Origin of the sequence: Pseudomonas sp. N-137 (genome assembly GCF_034555295.1) — a bacterium.
In the GTDB taxonomy this organism is placed as follows: Bacteria; Pseudomonadota; Gammaproteobacteria; order Pseudomonadales; family Pseudomonadaceae; genus Aquipseudomonas; species Aquipseudomonas rhizophila.
On the sequence record NZ_JAXUDQ010000026.1, the window covers coordinates 115106 to 130198 of the forward strand.

A 15093-nucleotide genomic window follows, 5' to 3' on the forward strand; every position below is an offset into this window, starting at 1 on the left:
TCCTTATTGTTGTTCTTGAAGGGATCAGGGGTAGCGGCAGCTCACTTCGGGCCGGTCGTAGCCCAGGCTGTCCATTTCGTTGGTAGGGTGCAGAAAACCGTCCTGGGGCGAGGTGCTCACCAGCGCCCGCGGCTGAACCAGGGGAATCGGCTGGCGCAGTTGCCCGTTCCACGGCCGGTAACTGAGCTTGCGCCCCTTGAAACCGTCCAGCGGCAATTGCTCGCTCAGCGCCAGTTGGCGGATGGCCAATGGGTCGTCCTGGCGCAGTTTGCTCACGGCGCTGGCGATGCTGCGCACGGCGATCCAGGCGGCGAAATCACGATCATTCATCCAGCGCCCGGCCAGGGCTTCGAAGCGTTTTTGCAGCTGTGCCGCACCGTAGGTTTCCACGGTCTTGTGCCAGGCGGTGGGGGTCAGGCCTTGCGTGCCGGCCACCGGACGCGGGTACCAGGTCTGATAGGGCACGTATTCGCCGAAGTCGCCGCGCTCGTCGGCCACCAGCACCACGTCGTATTCGGCGGTCTGGGTGAACAAAGGCATGTCGGCCTGGGCGCTGCGGCGTTGGTCGTTGTCGAACTGCCAGTCTTTTTGCGCGACGGCCTTCATGCCGAAACGCTTCATGGCTCGTCGTAGCGCGGCAGCATAGGCCTGGTCCTCGGCGGTCTGGCCGACGATCAGTAATGCCCGCTGCCATTTGCGTACGACGCTGAACTGCACCAGGGCATCGGCGAGCATCGCCCGGTCGGGCAGGCTGTGGAGCACGTTGCCCAGGCAATCGGTGGTGCGCAGGCTGTCGTCGGCGCTGCCGGCATTGAACAGCAGGCTGTCGGGCAGGGCGGCACTGAGTTGGCGCAGGCTGGCGGATGGTGCGTTGACCACAAACAACCGCAGGCCCTGGTCATGCTGCGCTTGGGCGGCCTGGAGCAAGGCTTCGGGGCTGTCGACGCTGGCGCTTTGCAGCTGGTAATCGTGCTTGAGAAAACGCCCGGTGCTGTTGCTGTCGACAATCGCCAACTGCGCCCCGCGCAGCCCGGCATCGGCGGGCTCTTCAATGACGTTGGACAGCAGCGGGCCCGGGTCGGGGCGGTAACCCAGGTAGCCGATGCGCACTTGCAGCGGCGCGCCGTCGCCAGCCTGAGCGGCGACCGGCAACCCGGCGCTGGCCGCTGCGAGCAAAGGGATCAAGGCGTAACTGACGAGCCGGCGCATAACACCTCCATTGCGGGTAGCGCCAGCATAGGAAGCCTGTGTCCAGGGGGAAATATGCAGAAAGTACCGCCGGGCCAGTACCAAGGTAGTAACCCGCTGTCGACGCCGGGGTTTTAGGATGCCAGTCATCGCCATTCATCAGGAGCGGACAGACCGTGCGGATTCTCAAAGCCCTGCTGCTACCGTTGTTGCTGATCTTGAGTCTGATTGGCGTGGATCGGTTGTCTGGCAAACCAAAGAGCTGCCGCGAACACAAAACCTGCGAGCACAGAGGTTCCCCTGTGGGAGCGAGCTTGCTCGCGATAGCGGTGGTTCAGTCGACAGCGCTGTTGAATGTGCCGATCTCATCGCGAGCAGGCTCGCTCCCACAGGAGTACTGTGCCGGCCATGGGTTGGGCCGCTAACCATGTCGGCCCTCTGGCGAATCAACCTCTGGGTGACGGCGTTTTTCGCCCTGGTCACCCTGGCTTGTGCGGTCCTGTTGCTGCATCAAGCCACGGCTGATGTGAAACGTGAGCTGCAATCGGCCGAGTCCGTGGTGCATTACCTGAGTGAAACCGCCGAGCGCAACCCGGCCAGTCTCCAGTCGCGGTTGACCGGCAGTCTGCGTCATGTACGGGTTCACTGGTTGGCGGCGGGGCAGGTGCAGCCGGGGAACAGCGAGGGCGGGGTGAGCGCCTGGCTTGGTCGCTGGTTACTGGGCGACGCTCCGGCTGCCGCGGTGGTGGATTTGCGCGACGGTCGCCGGGCCTGGATCGCGGTCGATCCTCGGGACGAAATCGAAGAAGTCCTCGATTCCCTGGTGCAACTGCTCGGCGTCTGTGCGCTGGCGCTGTTGGTCAGCCTGCTGGTGATCCGCTGGGCGGTGCGCCGGGGTATGGGATTGCTCGATGAATTGCTGCAGGCCCTGCGTCAGGTCTGCGCCGGCGATCTGCGGGTGCGGCTGGCCGCTGATGCTATCCCGGAGGCCCGGCAATTGGCGGTGCATTTCAATCGCATGACCGCTGCCCTGACTCAGGCGCAGGCCGATAACACCCGGCTTACTCAAGCCCTGCTGGCTGTGCAGGAGCAGGAACGCACGCAGCTGGCTCGGACCCTGCACGATGACCTGGGCCAATACGTGGCAGGGATCCGCGCCCGGGCATGCTTGCTGCGGCTGGTGATCGATCAGCCGCCGATGCTGGAGCAGACCGTCAGCCAGCTCGAGGGTCATTGCGAGCATCTGCAACAGGGATTCCGTGCGCTGGTGCAAGACCTGTATCCGGTGGTGCTTCAGCACCTGCCGCTGTCCGAGGCCATCGAGCTGCTGGTGGCTCAGTGGCAACAAAACCAGGGCATCGCCTGTCAGCTGCGGATCAACGCGCCGTTGCCGCCGTTGTCGGGCTCGAACAAGACCCACCTGTATCGCCTGTTGCAGGAAGCGCTGACCAATGTCGTCCGGCATGCCGGCGCCACGCAGGTGCGGATTCGCCTGCACCATCGGGCCGGGCGTTTGCGAGTGCTGGTGCGTGACAACGGCCGGGGAGCGACCGGGCCCCATCGAGCGGGCGTTGGCCTGCACTCGATGTCCGAGCGCGCCCGCAGCCTGGGTGGCGAACTGCGCATCATCAGCCAGCCCGGTGCCGGTTGGGCGCTGGCCTTGAATATTCCCCTGGAGGCGTGATGAACATCTTGTTGGTCGACGATCATGCGGTGGTTCGGCAGGGCTATGCCAGCCTATTGCGGGCGCTGATGCCGGAGCTGCACGTGCGCGAAGCCGCCACCGGTGAGGAGGCGTTGAGTCAAGTGCTGGAGCAGGTGCCTCATCTGGTGATCATGGATTTCGGCCTGCCCGGTATCAGCGGGCTGGAAACCACCCGGCGCCTGCGCCAGCGCCTGCCGCAACTGCGGGTGCTGTTCTTCAGCATGCACGATGAACTGCCATTGGTCCGTCAGGCGCTGGACGCCGGGGCTGCGGGCTACCTGACCAAGAATTCGGCACCTCAGATACTGGTGGAGGCCGTGCGCCGGGTGCTGGCCGGCCATGCCTACATCGAACAAGCCCTGGCCACCCAGTTGGCCTGCGCCAGTACCCGACACGACACCGACCCGCGCTTGCAATGCATGACCCAGCGCGAGCTGGAGATCTTCGTCATGCTCGCCAGGGGCACCCCGGCTCGCACCATTGCCGAACAGTTGTGCATCAGCGCCAAGACCGTGTCCAATCACTTGACGCTGCTCAAGAGCAAGCTGCAGGTCAGCTCCCATGCCGAACTGGTGCACCTGGGGATCGACATGGGCGTGGTGCGGGTGGCGGGGTGAATCCCATCCTTGAAAGCAATACACAACTGTGGCGAGGGAGCTTGCTCCCGCTGGGCTGCGAAGCAGCCCCAATACCAATCGCTTCGGTGCATCAGGAAGATTGAGTTGTCTGGATGGGGGCTGCTGCGCAGCCCAGCGGGAGCAAGCTCCCTCGCCACGGGATCTGTGTCGGTCCTTGAATGGGTACTAATCCCAAGTCGTCGGGCAACCCGTACACCCTTGCATATTCGCATCCTGAAAATTCCCGTAATGCTGGCGTGAACCGCTCATGTTGGCGTCTTCCAGGTTGCTTTCGCCAAGCTTGGCTTCCTGCAGGTTGGCGTCGCGCAGGTCGGCGCCCTTGAGGTCTGCCTTGCTCAGCCAGGCCATTTCCAGGTCGGCGGCTTGCAGGTTGGTTTCGTGCATTCGGGCGCCGGACAGCCGGGCGAATTGAAGATACGCGGCGCTCAGGTCGGCTTTCTGGAACTGCGCGCCCTGGGCAAACAGGCCCCAGCCCTGGATAGCCTTGAGCGTGGCCCCACTGAAATCCGCCAGGCGCAGGTTGCTTTGCTGCAAGCTGGCTCGGGTCAGGTTGGCGCCTTGCAGACGGGCTTTTTCCAGATTGGCCAGGTCCAGCCGCGCATGGCGCAGATCGGCGCCCCGCAGGTCGGCACCGCTGAGGTTCATTTTGCGCAGGTCCTGGTTGGCCAGCCGGGCGCCGCGAAGGTCGGCGCCGGGGCATTGGCTGGACTCGGCGATGATGCAGCCGTTGATGGTCAGGGGCATGTCGGGGTCGGCGGCGCTGGCATTTGCGGCGAACACGATCAATAAAACCAGTGGATAGTTCATGGCAGGAACTCGAGTTAACTGTGGGAGCGAGCCTGCTCGCGATTGCGGCGGTACATTCAACATCACTGCCAACTGAACCACCGCCATCGCGAGCAGGCTCGCTCCCACAAGGGATCTTTGCTAGACACAGAATCTGTGTCCAATGAGATCAAGAGTGGGAGCGGGCTTGCTCGCGAAGCCGTCGGCACATTCAACATCACTGCCAACTGAACCACCGCTATCGCGAGCAGGCTCGCTCCCACAAGGGATCTTTGCTGGACACAGAATCTGTGTCCAATGAGATCAAGAGTGGGAGCGGGCTTGCTCGCGAAGCCGTCGGCACATTCAACATCACTGCCAACTGAACCACCGCTATCGCGAGCAGGATCGCTCCCGCAAGGGTTATTGGCGGGCCACCTTGTTATCCCAACTCGGAATCTTGAACACCCAGAACGACCCGCCCTGGGCCACCGGCTTGGTCAGCTCGGCCATGTCGCCGCCCCACAACGGCACGGCGCCGCCGTAGCCGACGGTCACGCCGATGTACTGTTCGCCGTCCTGTTCCCAGGTGATGGGCGGGGAGACGATGCCGCTGCCGGTCTGGAACTTCCACAGCTCCTGGCCGGTCTTGGCGTCGAAGGCCTTGAAGAAGCCGTCGCCGGTGCCGGTGAACACCAGATTGCCCTTGGTGGCGAGCACCCCGGCCCACAGCGGCAAGGCTTCCTTGTGCTCCCAGACCACCTTACCGGTGGTGGGGTTCATCGCCCGCAGGCTGCCGACGTGATCGTCATACATGCGCTTGATGCGAAAGCCCATGCCCAGGTAGGCCGAGCCTTTCTTGTAGTTCACTTCTTCGGTCCAGTATTCCTCCTTCCACTGGTTGCCCGGCACGTAGAACAGCCCGGTGTCCTGGCTGTAAGCCATGGGATTCCAGTTCTTGCCTCCCAGGAAGGGCGGTGAGACCTCCACCGGTTTGCCCTTGGTTTCACCCGGCAGTGGCTTGGCCGGACGCTGACCTGGATTTTCCACCGGGCGGCCGGTCTTCAGGTCGATGTGGCTGGCCCAGGTGATGTTGTCGACGAAAGGGAAGGCGTTCTGCAGCTTGCCGTTGTTGCGGTCCACGACGTAGAAAAAACCGTTGCGGTCGGCGTGGGCGGTGGCCTTGACCAGCTTGCCGTCCTTGTCTTTGTAGTCGAACAGCACCAGCTCGTTGTTGCCGGAGAAATCCCAGGCATCGTTGGGCGTGTGCTGGTAGAACCACTTCACCTCGCCGGTACTCGGGTCGACGCCCACCTGGCCGGAGGTGTAGAGGCTATCGTAATCCTGCGGGTTGCCATCCTTGGCCGTGCGCGCCCAGGTGTTCCATGGCCCCGGGTTGCCGGCGCCGACGATGATGGTGTTGGTTTCGGGGTCGAAACTGGCGCTCTGCCAAGGTGCGCCGCCGCCGTGGCTCCAGGCCTCGACCTTGCCGGTTTCGGTGGTTTTGTCGTCGGGCCAGGACGGTGCTTTCACATCGCCGGTCGGCGTGCTGTCCTTGCCGTTGAGACGGCCCATGTGGCCTTCGACGAAAGGCCGCATCCAGACTTCTTCACCGGTGTCCGGGTCCCGGGCGAACAGTTGCCCGACCACGCCGAACTCATCCCCGGAACTGCCATGGATCAACAGCACCTTGCCGCTGGTCTTGTCCTTGATCAGTACCGGGGCTCCGGTCATGGTGTAGCCGGCCGCGTGATCGCCGAACTTCTTGTTCCACACCACTTTGCCGGTGTTTTTATTCAGGGCGACCACCCGCGCATCCAGCGTGCCGAAGTAGATCTTGTCGCCGTAAATGGCCGCGCCCCGATTGACCACGTCGCAGCACGGGCGAATGTTGTCCGGCAGCCGATGGCTGTAGGTCCACAGGCGTTTGCCGGTCTTGGCGTCGAGGGCGAATACCCGCGAGTAAGAGCCGGTGACGTACACCACGCCGTCGCTGACGATGGCCTGGGACTCCTGGCCGCGCTGCTTTTCGTCGCCGAATGAATAAGACCAGGCCGGCGTGAGCTTGAACACGTTCTTGTCATTGACCTGGGCCAGCGGGCTCCAGCGCTGGGCGTTGGTGCCCATGCCGTATTGCAATACGTCGCGGGTGGTCAGGTGGTCGTTGGCGATGTCTTCCCAGGTGACTGCGGCGTTCGCCTGCGGAGTCAGGGACAGGCTGCCGGCCAGCAGCAAGGCAACGGTCAGGGAAGAGAGGGCGGGGAGCGTTTTTATTGTCATGGTGGGCATTCCCAGTGAGGTTTTGGCCTGACTAGGTTGGGTCGCGTCAGGGCTCTACCGATACGGAAAAAGTCCCGCCCTTGCCGGGAAGACTTCCCGAACCAGCTGTCTTTGCGAACCGCGCCGGATGACCCGCTACCAAGGAACTAGAGTGCGGCCACCAAAGCAGCATTCGGCTGGGGTGCAGGCGTTCCTAAGATGACGGCACGGCCTCTGTAGAGAGGTCTTGCGTGCAAATTCGAGGGCATAACAATGACAACAAAACGCAACGCCATCATCGCTACCGCATTGCTGATAGGGCTGACCGGCGCAGGCTCCGTGTGGGCCCATGGCAACGTAGTGCCCCAGGCAGTGGAAACCAAAGGGCTGACCCCGATCAAGGACACCGGCCTGCCAACAGATGGCGATGGTTGGCTCGCGCAAAACCCTTACCGCAGTTCTCCCGAGCGAGACAAAGCGGTGGAAATCGGCGCCTCGGCCTACAACCAGAACTGCGCCGCGTGCCACGGCCTGGAAGCCAAGTCCGGTGGGATTGCGCCGGATCTGCGCATGCTGGACGCCGCCGAAGCCGGAGATGAGTGGTTTGTCGAGCGCGTGCGTCACGGCGCGGTGCGCGACGGCCGGGTCTACATGCCGAAAATGGCGGACTACTTAAGCCAGGAAGCCTTGTGGGCGGTGCGCACCTATCTCGACAGCGTGCACGTCGAGGAGTGATCGCCATGCGCCTGTTCGCGTGGATATTCTGCAGCCTGTTGCTGTGTGGCCAGACGGTTCAGGCACAGGTGCGTAACTACGACGAAATGATCGCCGCCGGCGAGCTGAAAGTGGCGGTGTACAAGGATTTTGCCCCCTATAGCTTCGAAGACCACGGCCAGCCTCGGGGCGTGGATGTGGAGCTGGCCCAGGCCCTCGCCAAAGCCCTTGGCGTGCGCCTGCGATTGATCTGGGCGCCGCCCGGCGAAAAGCTCGATGACGACCTGCGCGATTACATCTGGCGCAGCAGCGCCCTGCATGGTCGGCAACTGGCCGACCTGATGATGCGCGTGCCTTACGATCGCGACTACGTGCAAAAGCGCAACGACATCGGTGAACTGGAAAACGCCCAGGTCGCCATGTTCGGGCCTTATCAGCAGGAGTGCTGGCAAGTGGCGTACGACCGCCGACGGCTTGAAAGTGTAGGCAGTGTCGCGGTATTCCAGCAGCACCCCATTGGCGTTGAAGTCGACAGCGTGCCGTCGTTCTACCTGACCTCGGTGTTCAACGGCATGCTCAGCGCCAGGACCCATCACTTTCCCGGCGTAGGCCAGGCGTTCAAGGCCATGCGGGCCGGGCAGGTCGACGCGGTCATGGCCATGCGCGGGGAGATCGACTGGCAACTGCATGAGGCAGCCGATCCGCAACTGGCATTGGCCGAAAATGCTTACCCGAACATGGGCAAGCAACGGTGGGAAATCGGTATGGCGGTGCATGAGAGCAACCGGCAGCTGGCTTATGCGGTGGAAGAAGCGCTGGAAGGGTTGATCCGCGATGGCAGTCTCAAAACCATCTATGCCCATTACGGCCTGCGTTACGAAGTGCCCGAGATGTATCAATAGGAGCGCAGGGATGAACTGGCGAGCGTGGGGTCTGCTGTTGTGCTGCCTGCCGTTGACGGCGACGGCGCTCGAGACCGGGAAGGACCCGGTGCCCTCGGTGATGTGGGCCTTCTATCACAAACAATTGCTGGGTGAGGCGCCGTTCGTGTTCGACGACCGGGTCCGGTTGCTGGCGCCGCCTTTTGCCGAAGACGCGCGCCAGGTGCCATTGCAGATCGATGCCCGCGCATTCACCGGCGACGTGGTGCGCATGCTGGTTTGGGCCGAACTGAACCCACTGCCCAAGATCGTCGATTTCCAGCCGGGGGAGCGGGTGCTGCCCTGGCTGTCGATCCGCATTCGTATCGAGCAGGCCACGCCGTTGCGCGCTGCCGTGCAGACCCGTGACGGCCTGTGGCACGTCGGCTCGACGTTGATCGACGCGGCCGGTGGCGGCTGCACCGCGCCAAGCGTGGTGCGGACCCAGCCGGGCTGGGAAGAACACTTGGGCGAAGTGCTGGGAGCTCGTTACCCCCGAGGTGAAGACAGCCGCCTGCGCCTGCAAGTCGCCCACCCGATGGACAATGGGCTGGTGAGCGGCATCCCGGAGTTTTACCTCAACCAGGCGCAGTTGCTGGACGCCGACGGCCAGGTGCTGGCGCGCCTGGAGCTGTTCCCGGCCGTCAGCGAAAACCCCAACCTGAGCTTCGACATTCAAGGCCCCGGGCAGACCCGCCTGTTGTTGCGTGACAACAGCGGCAATGAATTCGAGGCAACGGTCCCCTGACCACAAGGAGCGCGCCATGCGTTGGTTGTTGCTGATCTGGCTGGGCCTGTGCCTGCCGACATGGGCCGCAGCGGACTATTCACTCAAGCCCCGGCAGATCGCCGAAGGCACTTGGTTGCTGGAAGGCAGCACGGACAATTTTGCCAAGGCCAACGGCGGCAACATCGTCAACACCGCTTTTATTGTCACCGAGGCCGGCGTGGTGGTCATCGACAGCGGCCCGTCCCGGCGCTACGGGCAGGCCTTGCGCCAGGCGATTGCCGCGACCACCGATAAGCCGGTGATCCAGGTGTTGCTGACCCATCATCACCCCGACCATGTCTTGGGCAACCAGGCCTTTAGCGACGTACCCATCGGCGCGCTGGCGGGGACCACGGATCTGTTGCGCCAGCAGGGCGATGCCATGGCCGAGAACATGTACCGGCTGGTCGGTGACTGGATGCGTGGCACCGAAGTGGTATTGCCAAACCAAGTGCTGGTTCCCGGTCCGCTGAAGGTCGGCAACCATTCGTTGCGTCTGCTGGCATTGGCCGGGCACACCGGGGCGGACCTGGCGATCCTCGATGAAACCACCGGCGTGTTGTTTGCCGGCGATCTGGTGTTCTACGAACGAGCCCTGACCACCCCGAACAGCCCCGGTCTGGAGGTCTGGCTCAAGGATCTGGACACCCTGCAAAGCCTGTCGTGGAAGCAGATCGTACCCGGCCATGGTCCAGTGGCGAGCGATGCCCGGCCTTTCTTGCAAATGCGCGACTACCTCAGCTGGCTCGACCAACTGATGCGCGACGGCGCGGCCCGGGGCGATGACATGGCCGAGATGATCCGCAGCCCCATCCCCGAGCGTTTTGCCGGAATCAGCTTGAGTCGGTATGAGCTGATTCGCAGTGTCAGTCATCTTTATCCGCGTTATGAGCGGGTAGGGATGAAGCGAGTAGATGCCAAGATTGAGTAGTCCCGGCAAATCCCCCGGCTAGCGCCAAAAATGAAAAAAGGCGGGCCTTGGTCTAAGGTCATTGTTAAGGACACAGCAGGGGTGTGGTGCCTGAAAAAATAGCCGAAGTCGCGGAACCGAAGATGTCATGGCCGCAGAGTGCTTTCTACGCAAGGCAGAACTCTGGAGCAGCGATGAAATGACCATCACAAAAATCCTCCACGACAAAGTCCACGCCAATGGCATCGAAATGCACTATCGGTTTACCGGGCAAGGGGCACCGATCGTCCTTCTCCACGGCTGGCCACAACACTCTCTGATGTGGAATCGGGTCATGGCGGAACTCGCCGACCAGTATCTAATCATTGCCCCGGATCTGCGCGGAGCCGGAGGATCGTCGATTACGCCCGGGGGCTACGACAAGCGGACCATGGCGCGCGATCTACGAGCCCTCATCGAGAAGCTCAACCTGGGGCCGGTCTTCCTTGTGGGCTACGATCACGGTGTTGGCGTTGCTTACCAATATGCCGGCGCGCACCCCAACGAGGTTCGACGGCTGGCCCTCGCCGAATATGCGCTGCCGGGGTTCGGCTACGAGGCCAAGCTGACGCCGTCTCGAGACTGGGACGTTGCCAGCAGCTGGCAACTCAGCTTCTTCACTCAGCCCGATGTTGCGGAAATGTTCATTCGCGGAAAGGAGCGCGAGCTGCTCTCCTGGTTTTTCTGGAAGATGTCCGCCAACCCTGAGGGCGTGAGCGGCGAGGACTTCGAGGAATATGTCCGGCAGATCATCAAACCAGGCGCGCTGCGAGCGGGCCTCAATTACTACGCTGCGGTCTGGCAGGACATGGACGACCATTCCGAAACCGCTCGGCGGGGCAAACTGCAGATGCCCGTGCTCGGCATTGGTGGTCGATGGGGGTTCGCCGAGAAGACCAGCCTGCTCCTCGAACCGGTGGCGCAGCACCTGAGTGGGACCGTCATTGAAGGTGCCGGACACTGGCCGGCCGACGAACGTCCCGACGAATTCGCCCGAATCTTGCGCGATTTTTTCCAAGCCGACTCGCCCTGAAGCCGGCATGCCGTTCACGTAAGGCTGGCGCCACCTTACCGGCTTCCTGAGGGAACAGCGTTGTAACGGTCCAATCCGGTCTTCACATGTACCAAGGAACTAGAAAACTCAACACAGCGGGCAATTGTTGACGACGGCCCCAAGGCCAAGAATCTGCGGCAGACCGGGAAAATTTCCCGGGTATAACAATAACCGCAGAGGTAGCCGTCATGACTCATCCCGCACGTCGCCAGCCCTTCGCCGTGAGCCTGCTGCTCAGTGCCATGCTGCTGTCCGGTTCGGCCTTGGCCGCCGTGACCGATCAGGAAATTCTCCAGGACCCGAAAAACCCGCAGCAGGTCGTGACCAACGGCCTCGGCGTGCAAGGCCAACGCTATAGCCCACTCGACACGCTCAACGTGAATAACGTCAAGGATCTGCGTCCGGTCTGGGCGTTCTCCTTCGGCGGTGAAAAGCAGCGCGGCCAGCAGGCCCAGCCGATGATCAAGGATGGGGTGATGTACCTCACCGGTTCCTACTCGCGGGTGTTCGCGGTGGATGCACGCACCGGCAAGAAACTCTGGCAATACGATGCGCGCCTGCCCGATGACATTCGTCCTTGCTGCGACGTGATCAACCGTGGCGTGGCGCTGTATGGCGACCTGGTGTATTTCGGCACCCTGGACGCCAAGCTGGTGGCCCTGAACAAGGACACCGGCAAGGTGGTGTGGAGCAAGAAAGTCGCTGACCACAAGGAAGGTTATTCCATCAGCGCCGCGCCCATGATCGTCAATGGCAAGCTGATTACCGGCGTGGCGGGCGGCGAGTTCGGCGTGGTGGGCAAGATCAGCGCCTACGACCCGAAAAACGGCGAGCTGCTGTGGACCCGTCCGACCGTGGAAGGGCACATGGGTTATGTCTACAAGGACGGCAAGGCTATCGAGAATGGCATTTCCGGTGGCGAAGCCGGCAAGACCTGGCCGGGGGATCTCTGGAAGACCGGTGGTGCGGCGCCCTGGCTGGGCGGCTACTACGACCCGGAAACCAATCTGCTGCTGTTTGGCACCGGTAACCCGGCACCGTGGAACTCCCATCTGCGCCCTGGCGACAACCTCTATTCCTCGTCGCGCCTGGCCCTCAACCCAGACGACGGCAGCATCAAATGGCACTTCCAGAGCACCCCTCACGACGGCTGGGACTATGACGGCGTCAACGAACTGATCTCCTTCAACTACAAGGAAGGGGGCAAGGACATCAAGGCTGCGGCCACCGCCGACCGCAACGGCTTCTTCTACGTGCTCGATCGCACCAACGGCAAGTTCATCCGCGGCTTCCCGTTTGTCGACAAGATCACCTGGGCCAGCGGCCTGGACAAGGAAGGGCGGCCGATCTACAACGAGGCCGGCCGTCCGGGCGCGCCGGGCAGCGAAGCCAAGGGCAGCTCGGTGTTTGTCGCGCCGGCGTTCCTCGGGGCGAAGAACTGGATGCCGATGGCCTACAACCAGGACACCGGGTTGTTCTACGTGCCGTCCAACGAATGGGGCATGGACATCTGGAACGAAGGCATCGCCTACAAGAAGGGCGCGGCGTTCCTGGGGGCCGGTTTCACCATCAAGCCGCTGAACGAGGACTACATCGGTGTGCTGCGGGCCATCGACCCCAAGACTGGCAAGGAGGTCTGGCGTCACAAGAACTTCGCGCCGCTGTGGGGCGGAGTGCTGACCACCAAGGGCAACCTGGTGTTCACCGGCACGCCTGAAGGATTCCTGCAGGCCTTCAACGCCAAGACTGGGGAAAAGGTCTGGGAATTCCAGACCGGCTCCGGTGTGCTCGGTTCGCCCATCACTTGGGAAATGGATGGCGAGCAATACGTCTCCGTCCTCTCGGGCTGGGGTGGCGCGGTGCCGTTGTGGGGCGGCGAAGTGGCCAAGCGCGTGAAGGACTTCAACCAGGGCGGCATGCTCTGGACCTTCAAGTTGCCGAAAGAGTTGGTGGCCAAGCGCTGAGTTGTCATTGAGCCGGGGGCTGCTTTTGTGGCGAGGGGATTTATCCCCGCTGGGCTGCGAAGCGGCCCCAAAATCTTTGCGAGCGCTGCGCACTCGAGCGGGGATAAATCCCCTCGCCACAAAGGCAGCGCTTGTTCCCGCTTTTCGTGTCCTGAAAAATCCACAAACCTACGACCAAATAACGAGAGCCCCCCTGCCAATGACGCATTCGTCCAGCATGCGGGTCTCTCTACCATCGGCCTATCGCCTGTCCCGCGACAGGCATCGACCAGGCAGAGGCCCATTATGATCTATGCACAACCCGGAACCCCAGGCGCCGTCGTTACCTTCAAGCCGCGCTATGGCAATTTCATCGGCGGCGAATTCGTCGCGCCGGTTAACGGCGAGTATTTCACCAACACGTCCCCGGTCAACGGCGAGGTCATCGCCGAGTTCCCACGCTCCAACGCCGCTGACATTGACAAGGCCCTGGACGCAGCCCACGCCGCTGCCGATGCCTGGGGCAAGACTTCGGTGCAGGATCGCTCCCTGGTGCTGTTGAAAATCGCCGACCGCATCGAACAGAACCTGGAACGCCTGGCTGTCAGCGAGACCTGGGACAACGGCAAAGCCGTGCGCGAAACCCTCAACGCCGACGTACCGCTGTCGGCCGACCATTTCCGTTATTTTGCCGGCTGCATCCGCGCCCAAGAGGGTGGGGCCGCCGAGATCAATGAACTGACCACCGCCTATCATTTCCACGAACCGCTGGGCGTGGTCGGACAGATCATCCCGTGGAACTTCCCGCTGCTGATGGCCGCCTGGAAACTCGCCCCGGCCCTGGCCGCGGGTAACTGCATCGTGCTCAAGCCAGCGGAGCAGACGCCGTTGTCGATCACCGTGTTCGTCGAGCTGATCGCCGACCTGCTGCCGCCCGGTGTGTTGAACATCGTCCATGGCTTTGGCCGCGAAGCCGGTGAAGCCCTGGCCACCAGCAAGCGCATCGCCAAGATCGCCTTCACCGGCTCGACCCCGGTGGGCTCGCACATCATGAAATGCGCCGCCGAGAACATCATCCCGTCCACCGTGGAGCTGGGCGGCAAGTCGCCGAACATCTTCTTCGAAGACATCATGCAGGCTGAGCCGGCGTTCATCGAAAAGGCCGCCGAAGGCCTGGTGCTGGCGTTCTTCAACCAGGGCGAAGTCTGCACCTGCCCATCACGGGCGCTGGTGCAGGAGTCGATCTACGCGCCGTTCATGGCCGAGGTCATGAAGAAGATCGCCAAGATCAAGCGCGGCAATCCGCTGGATACCGAAACCATGGTCGGCGCCCAGGCGTCCCAGCAGCAGTACGACAAGATTCTTTCGTACCTGGACATCGCCCGGGAGGAGGGCGCCGAGCTGCTCACGGGCGGCGCGGCGGAACATCTTGAAGGGGATTTGTCGAGCGGCTATTACATCCAGCCGACCCTGCTCAAGGGCCACAACAAGATGCGCGTGTTCCAGGAAGAGATCTTCGGCCCGGTGGTGGGCGTGACCACGTTCAAGGATGAAGCTGAAGCCCTGGCGATCGCCAACGACACCGAGTTCGGTCTCGGCGCCGGTCTCTGGACCCGCGACATCAATCGCGCCTACCGCATGGGCCGGGCAATCAAGGCCGGGCGTGTCTGGACCAACTGCTACCACCTGTACCCGGCCCACGCCGCGTTCGGTGGCTACAAGAAGTCCGGCGTGGGTCGTGAAACCCACAAGATGATGCTCGACCATTACCAGCAGACCAAGAACCTGCTGGTGAGCTACGACGTTAATCCGTTGGGCTTCTTCTAACCCAGAAACACCCCCCTGTGGGAGCGAGCTTGCTCGCGATAGCGGTAGATCATTCAACCTCTATGTTGAATGTTCCGACGTCATCGCGAGCAGGCTCGCTCCCACATTTGGATTTGTGTGATTGCAGCATTGCTACCAACGCACCCCACTCACCGCTTCGAAAGTAGCATTCGAGCCCTGGGCGCCCTGTGCATTAATGAACCTGCCGGAATGGCCCGGTACAAGAAGAGGAAAGACCCATGTGGACTAAACCCGCGTACACCGACCTGCGTATAGGCTTTGAAGTGACGATGTACTTCGCCAACCGATGAGCGCTGGCCCGGCCTGAGATGTTCAGGCCGGGCTACCCATTTGGTCTGATT

At 62.4% G+C, this 15093-nt stretch carries 13 protein-coding genes; 10 read left to right on the forward strand and 3 right to left on the reverse strand.

Annotation, left to right across the window (positions count from 1 at the left end):
• Positions 1 to 24: 24 nt before the first annotated feature.
• On the reverse strand, positions 25 to 1209 hold the full coding sequence (locus T3A99_RS18045; RefSeq protein ID WP_322834644.1) for an ABC transporter substrate-binding protein: 1185 nt from the start codon (positions 1207 to 1209) through the stop codon (positions 25 to 27).
• A gap of 406 nt (positions 1210 to 1615) precedes the next feature.
• On the opposite strand from T3A99_RS18045, the gene T3A99_RS18050 reads away from it, so the two are divergent.
• Both T3A99_RS18050 and T3A99_RS18055 read left to right on the forward strand, forming a co-directional pair.
• Positions 1616 to 2872, forward strand: a complete 1257-nt coding sequence (locus T3A99_RS18050) for a sensor histidine kinase (RefSeq protein WP_047228999.1) — start codon at positions 1616 to 1618, stop codon at positions 2870 to 2872.
• A complete protein-coding gene (locus T3A99_RS18055) occupies positions 2872 to 3510 on the forward strand; it encodes a response regulator transcription factor (protein WP_047229000.1) in 639 nt (212 codons plus the stop codon). Before T3A99_RS18050 ends, T3A99_RS18055 begins: the two co-directional genes overlap by 1 nt.
• A gap of 186 nt (positions 3511 to 3696) precedes the next feature.
• Here T3A99_RS18055 and T3A99_RS18060 read toward each other — a convergent pair whose 3' ends face one another.
• Both T3A99_RS18060 and exaA read right to left on the reverse strand, forming a co-directional pair.
• A complete protein-coding gene (locus T3A99_RS18060) occupies positions 3697 to 4338 on the reverse strand; it encodes a pentapeptide repeat-containing protein (RefSeq protein ID WP_139050453.1) in 642 nt (213 codons plus the stop codon).
• A 381-nt stretch (positions 4339 to 4719) separates the two neighbouring features.
• Positions 4720 to 6576 (reverse strand): quinoprotein ethanol dehydrogenase, encoded by a 1857-nt coding sequence (gene exaA, locus T3A99_RS18065; RefSeq protein ID WP_047229002.1) that lies wholly within the window; start codon positions 6574 to 6576, stop codon positions 4720 to 4722.
• 252 nt (positions 6577 to 6828) lie between these two features.
• On the opposite strand from exaA, the gene pedF reads away from it, so the two are divergent.
• From pedF to pqqA, 8 genes are all read left to right on the forward strand, one after another.
• On the forward strand, positions 6829 to 7290 hold the full coding sequence (gene pedF / locus T3A99_RS18070; RefSeq protein WP_076385155.1) for a cytochrome c-550 PedF: 462 nt from the start codon (positions 6829 to 6831) through the stop codon (positions 7288 to 7290).
• Between the two features lie 5 nt (positions 7291 to 7295).
• Positions 7296 to 8171 (forward strand): substrate-binding periplasmic protein, encoded by an 876-nt coding sequence (locus T3A99_RS18075; protein ID WP_047229004.1) that lies wholly within the window; start codon positions 7296 to 7298, stop codon positions 8169 to 8171.
• A gap of 10 nt (positions 8172 to 8181) precedes the next feature.
• On the forward strand, positions 8182 to 8937 hold the full coding sequence (locus T3A99_RS18080) for a quinoprotein dehydrogenase-associated SoxYZ-like carrier (RefSeq protein WP_139050450.1): 756 nt from the start codon (positions 8182 to 8184) through the stop codon (positions 8935 to 8937).
• Positions 8938 to 8953: 16 nt separating this feature from the next.
• Complete coding sequence (locus tag T3A99_RS18085; RefSeq protein ID WP_322834645.1) at positions 8954 to 9889, forward strand: quinoprotein relay system zinc metallohydrolase 1; 936 nt, start codon at positions 8954 to 8956, stop codon at positions 9887 to 9889.
• 178 nt (positions 9890 to 10067) lie between these two features.
• Positions 10068 to 10940: an alpha/beta hydrolase gene (locus tag T3A99_RS18090; RefSeq protein WP_322834646.1), complete on the forward strand. Its 873-nt coding sequence runs from the start codon at positions 10068 to 10070 to the stop codon at positions 10938 to 10940.
• A gap of 209 nt (positions 10941 to 11149) precedes the next feature.
• Entirely contained in the window at positions 11150 to 12925 is a 1776-nt protein-coding gene (locus T3A99_RS18095) for a PQQ-dependent methanol/ethanol family dehydrogenase (protein WP_076385149.1), read from the forward strand.
• A gap of 285 nt (positions 12926 to 13210) precedes the next feature.
• Entirely contained in the window at positions 13211 to 14731 is a 1521-nt protein-coding gene (locus T3A99_RS18100; protein WP_076385147.1) for an aldehyde dehydrogenase family protein, read from the forward strand.
• 239 nt (positions 14732 to 14970) lie between these two features.
• Positions 14971 to 15042, forward strand: coding sequence for a pyrroloquinoline quinone precursor peptide PqqA (pqqA, locus tag T3A99_RS18105; RefSeq protein WP_003243383.1), 72 nt, complete (start codon positions 14971 to 14973; stop codon positions 15040 to 15042).
• The last annotated feature ends 51 nt before the right edge of the window (positions 15043 to 15093 follow it).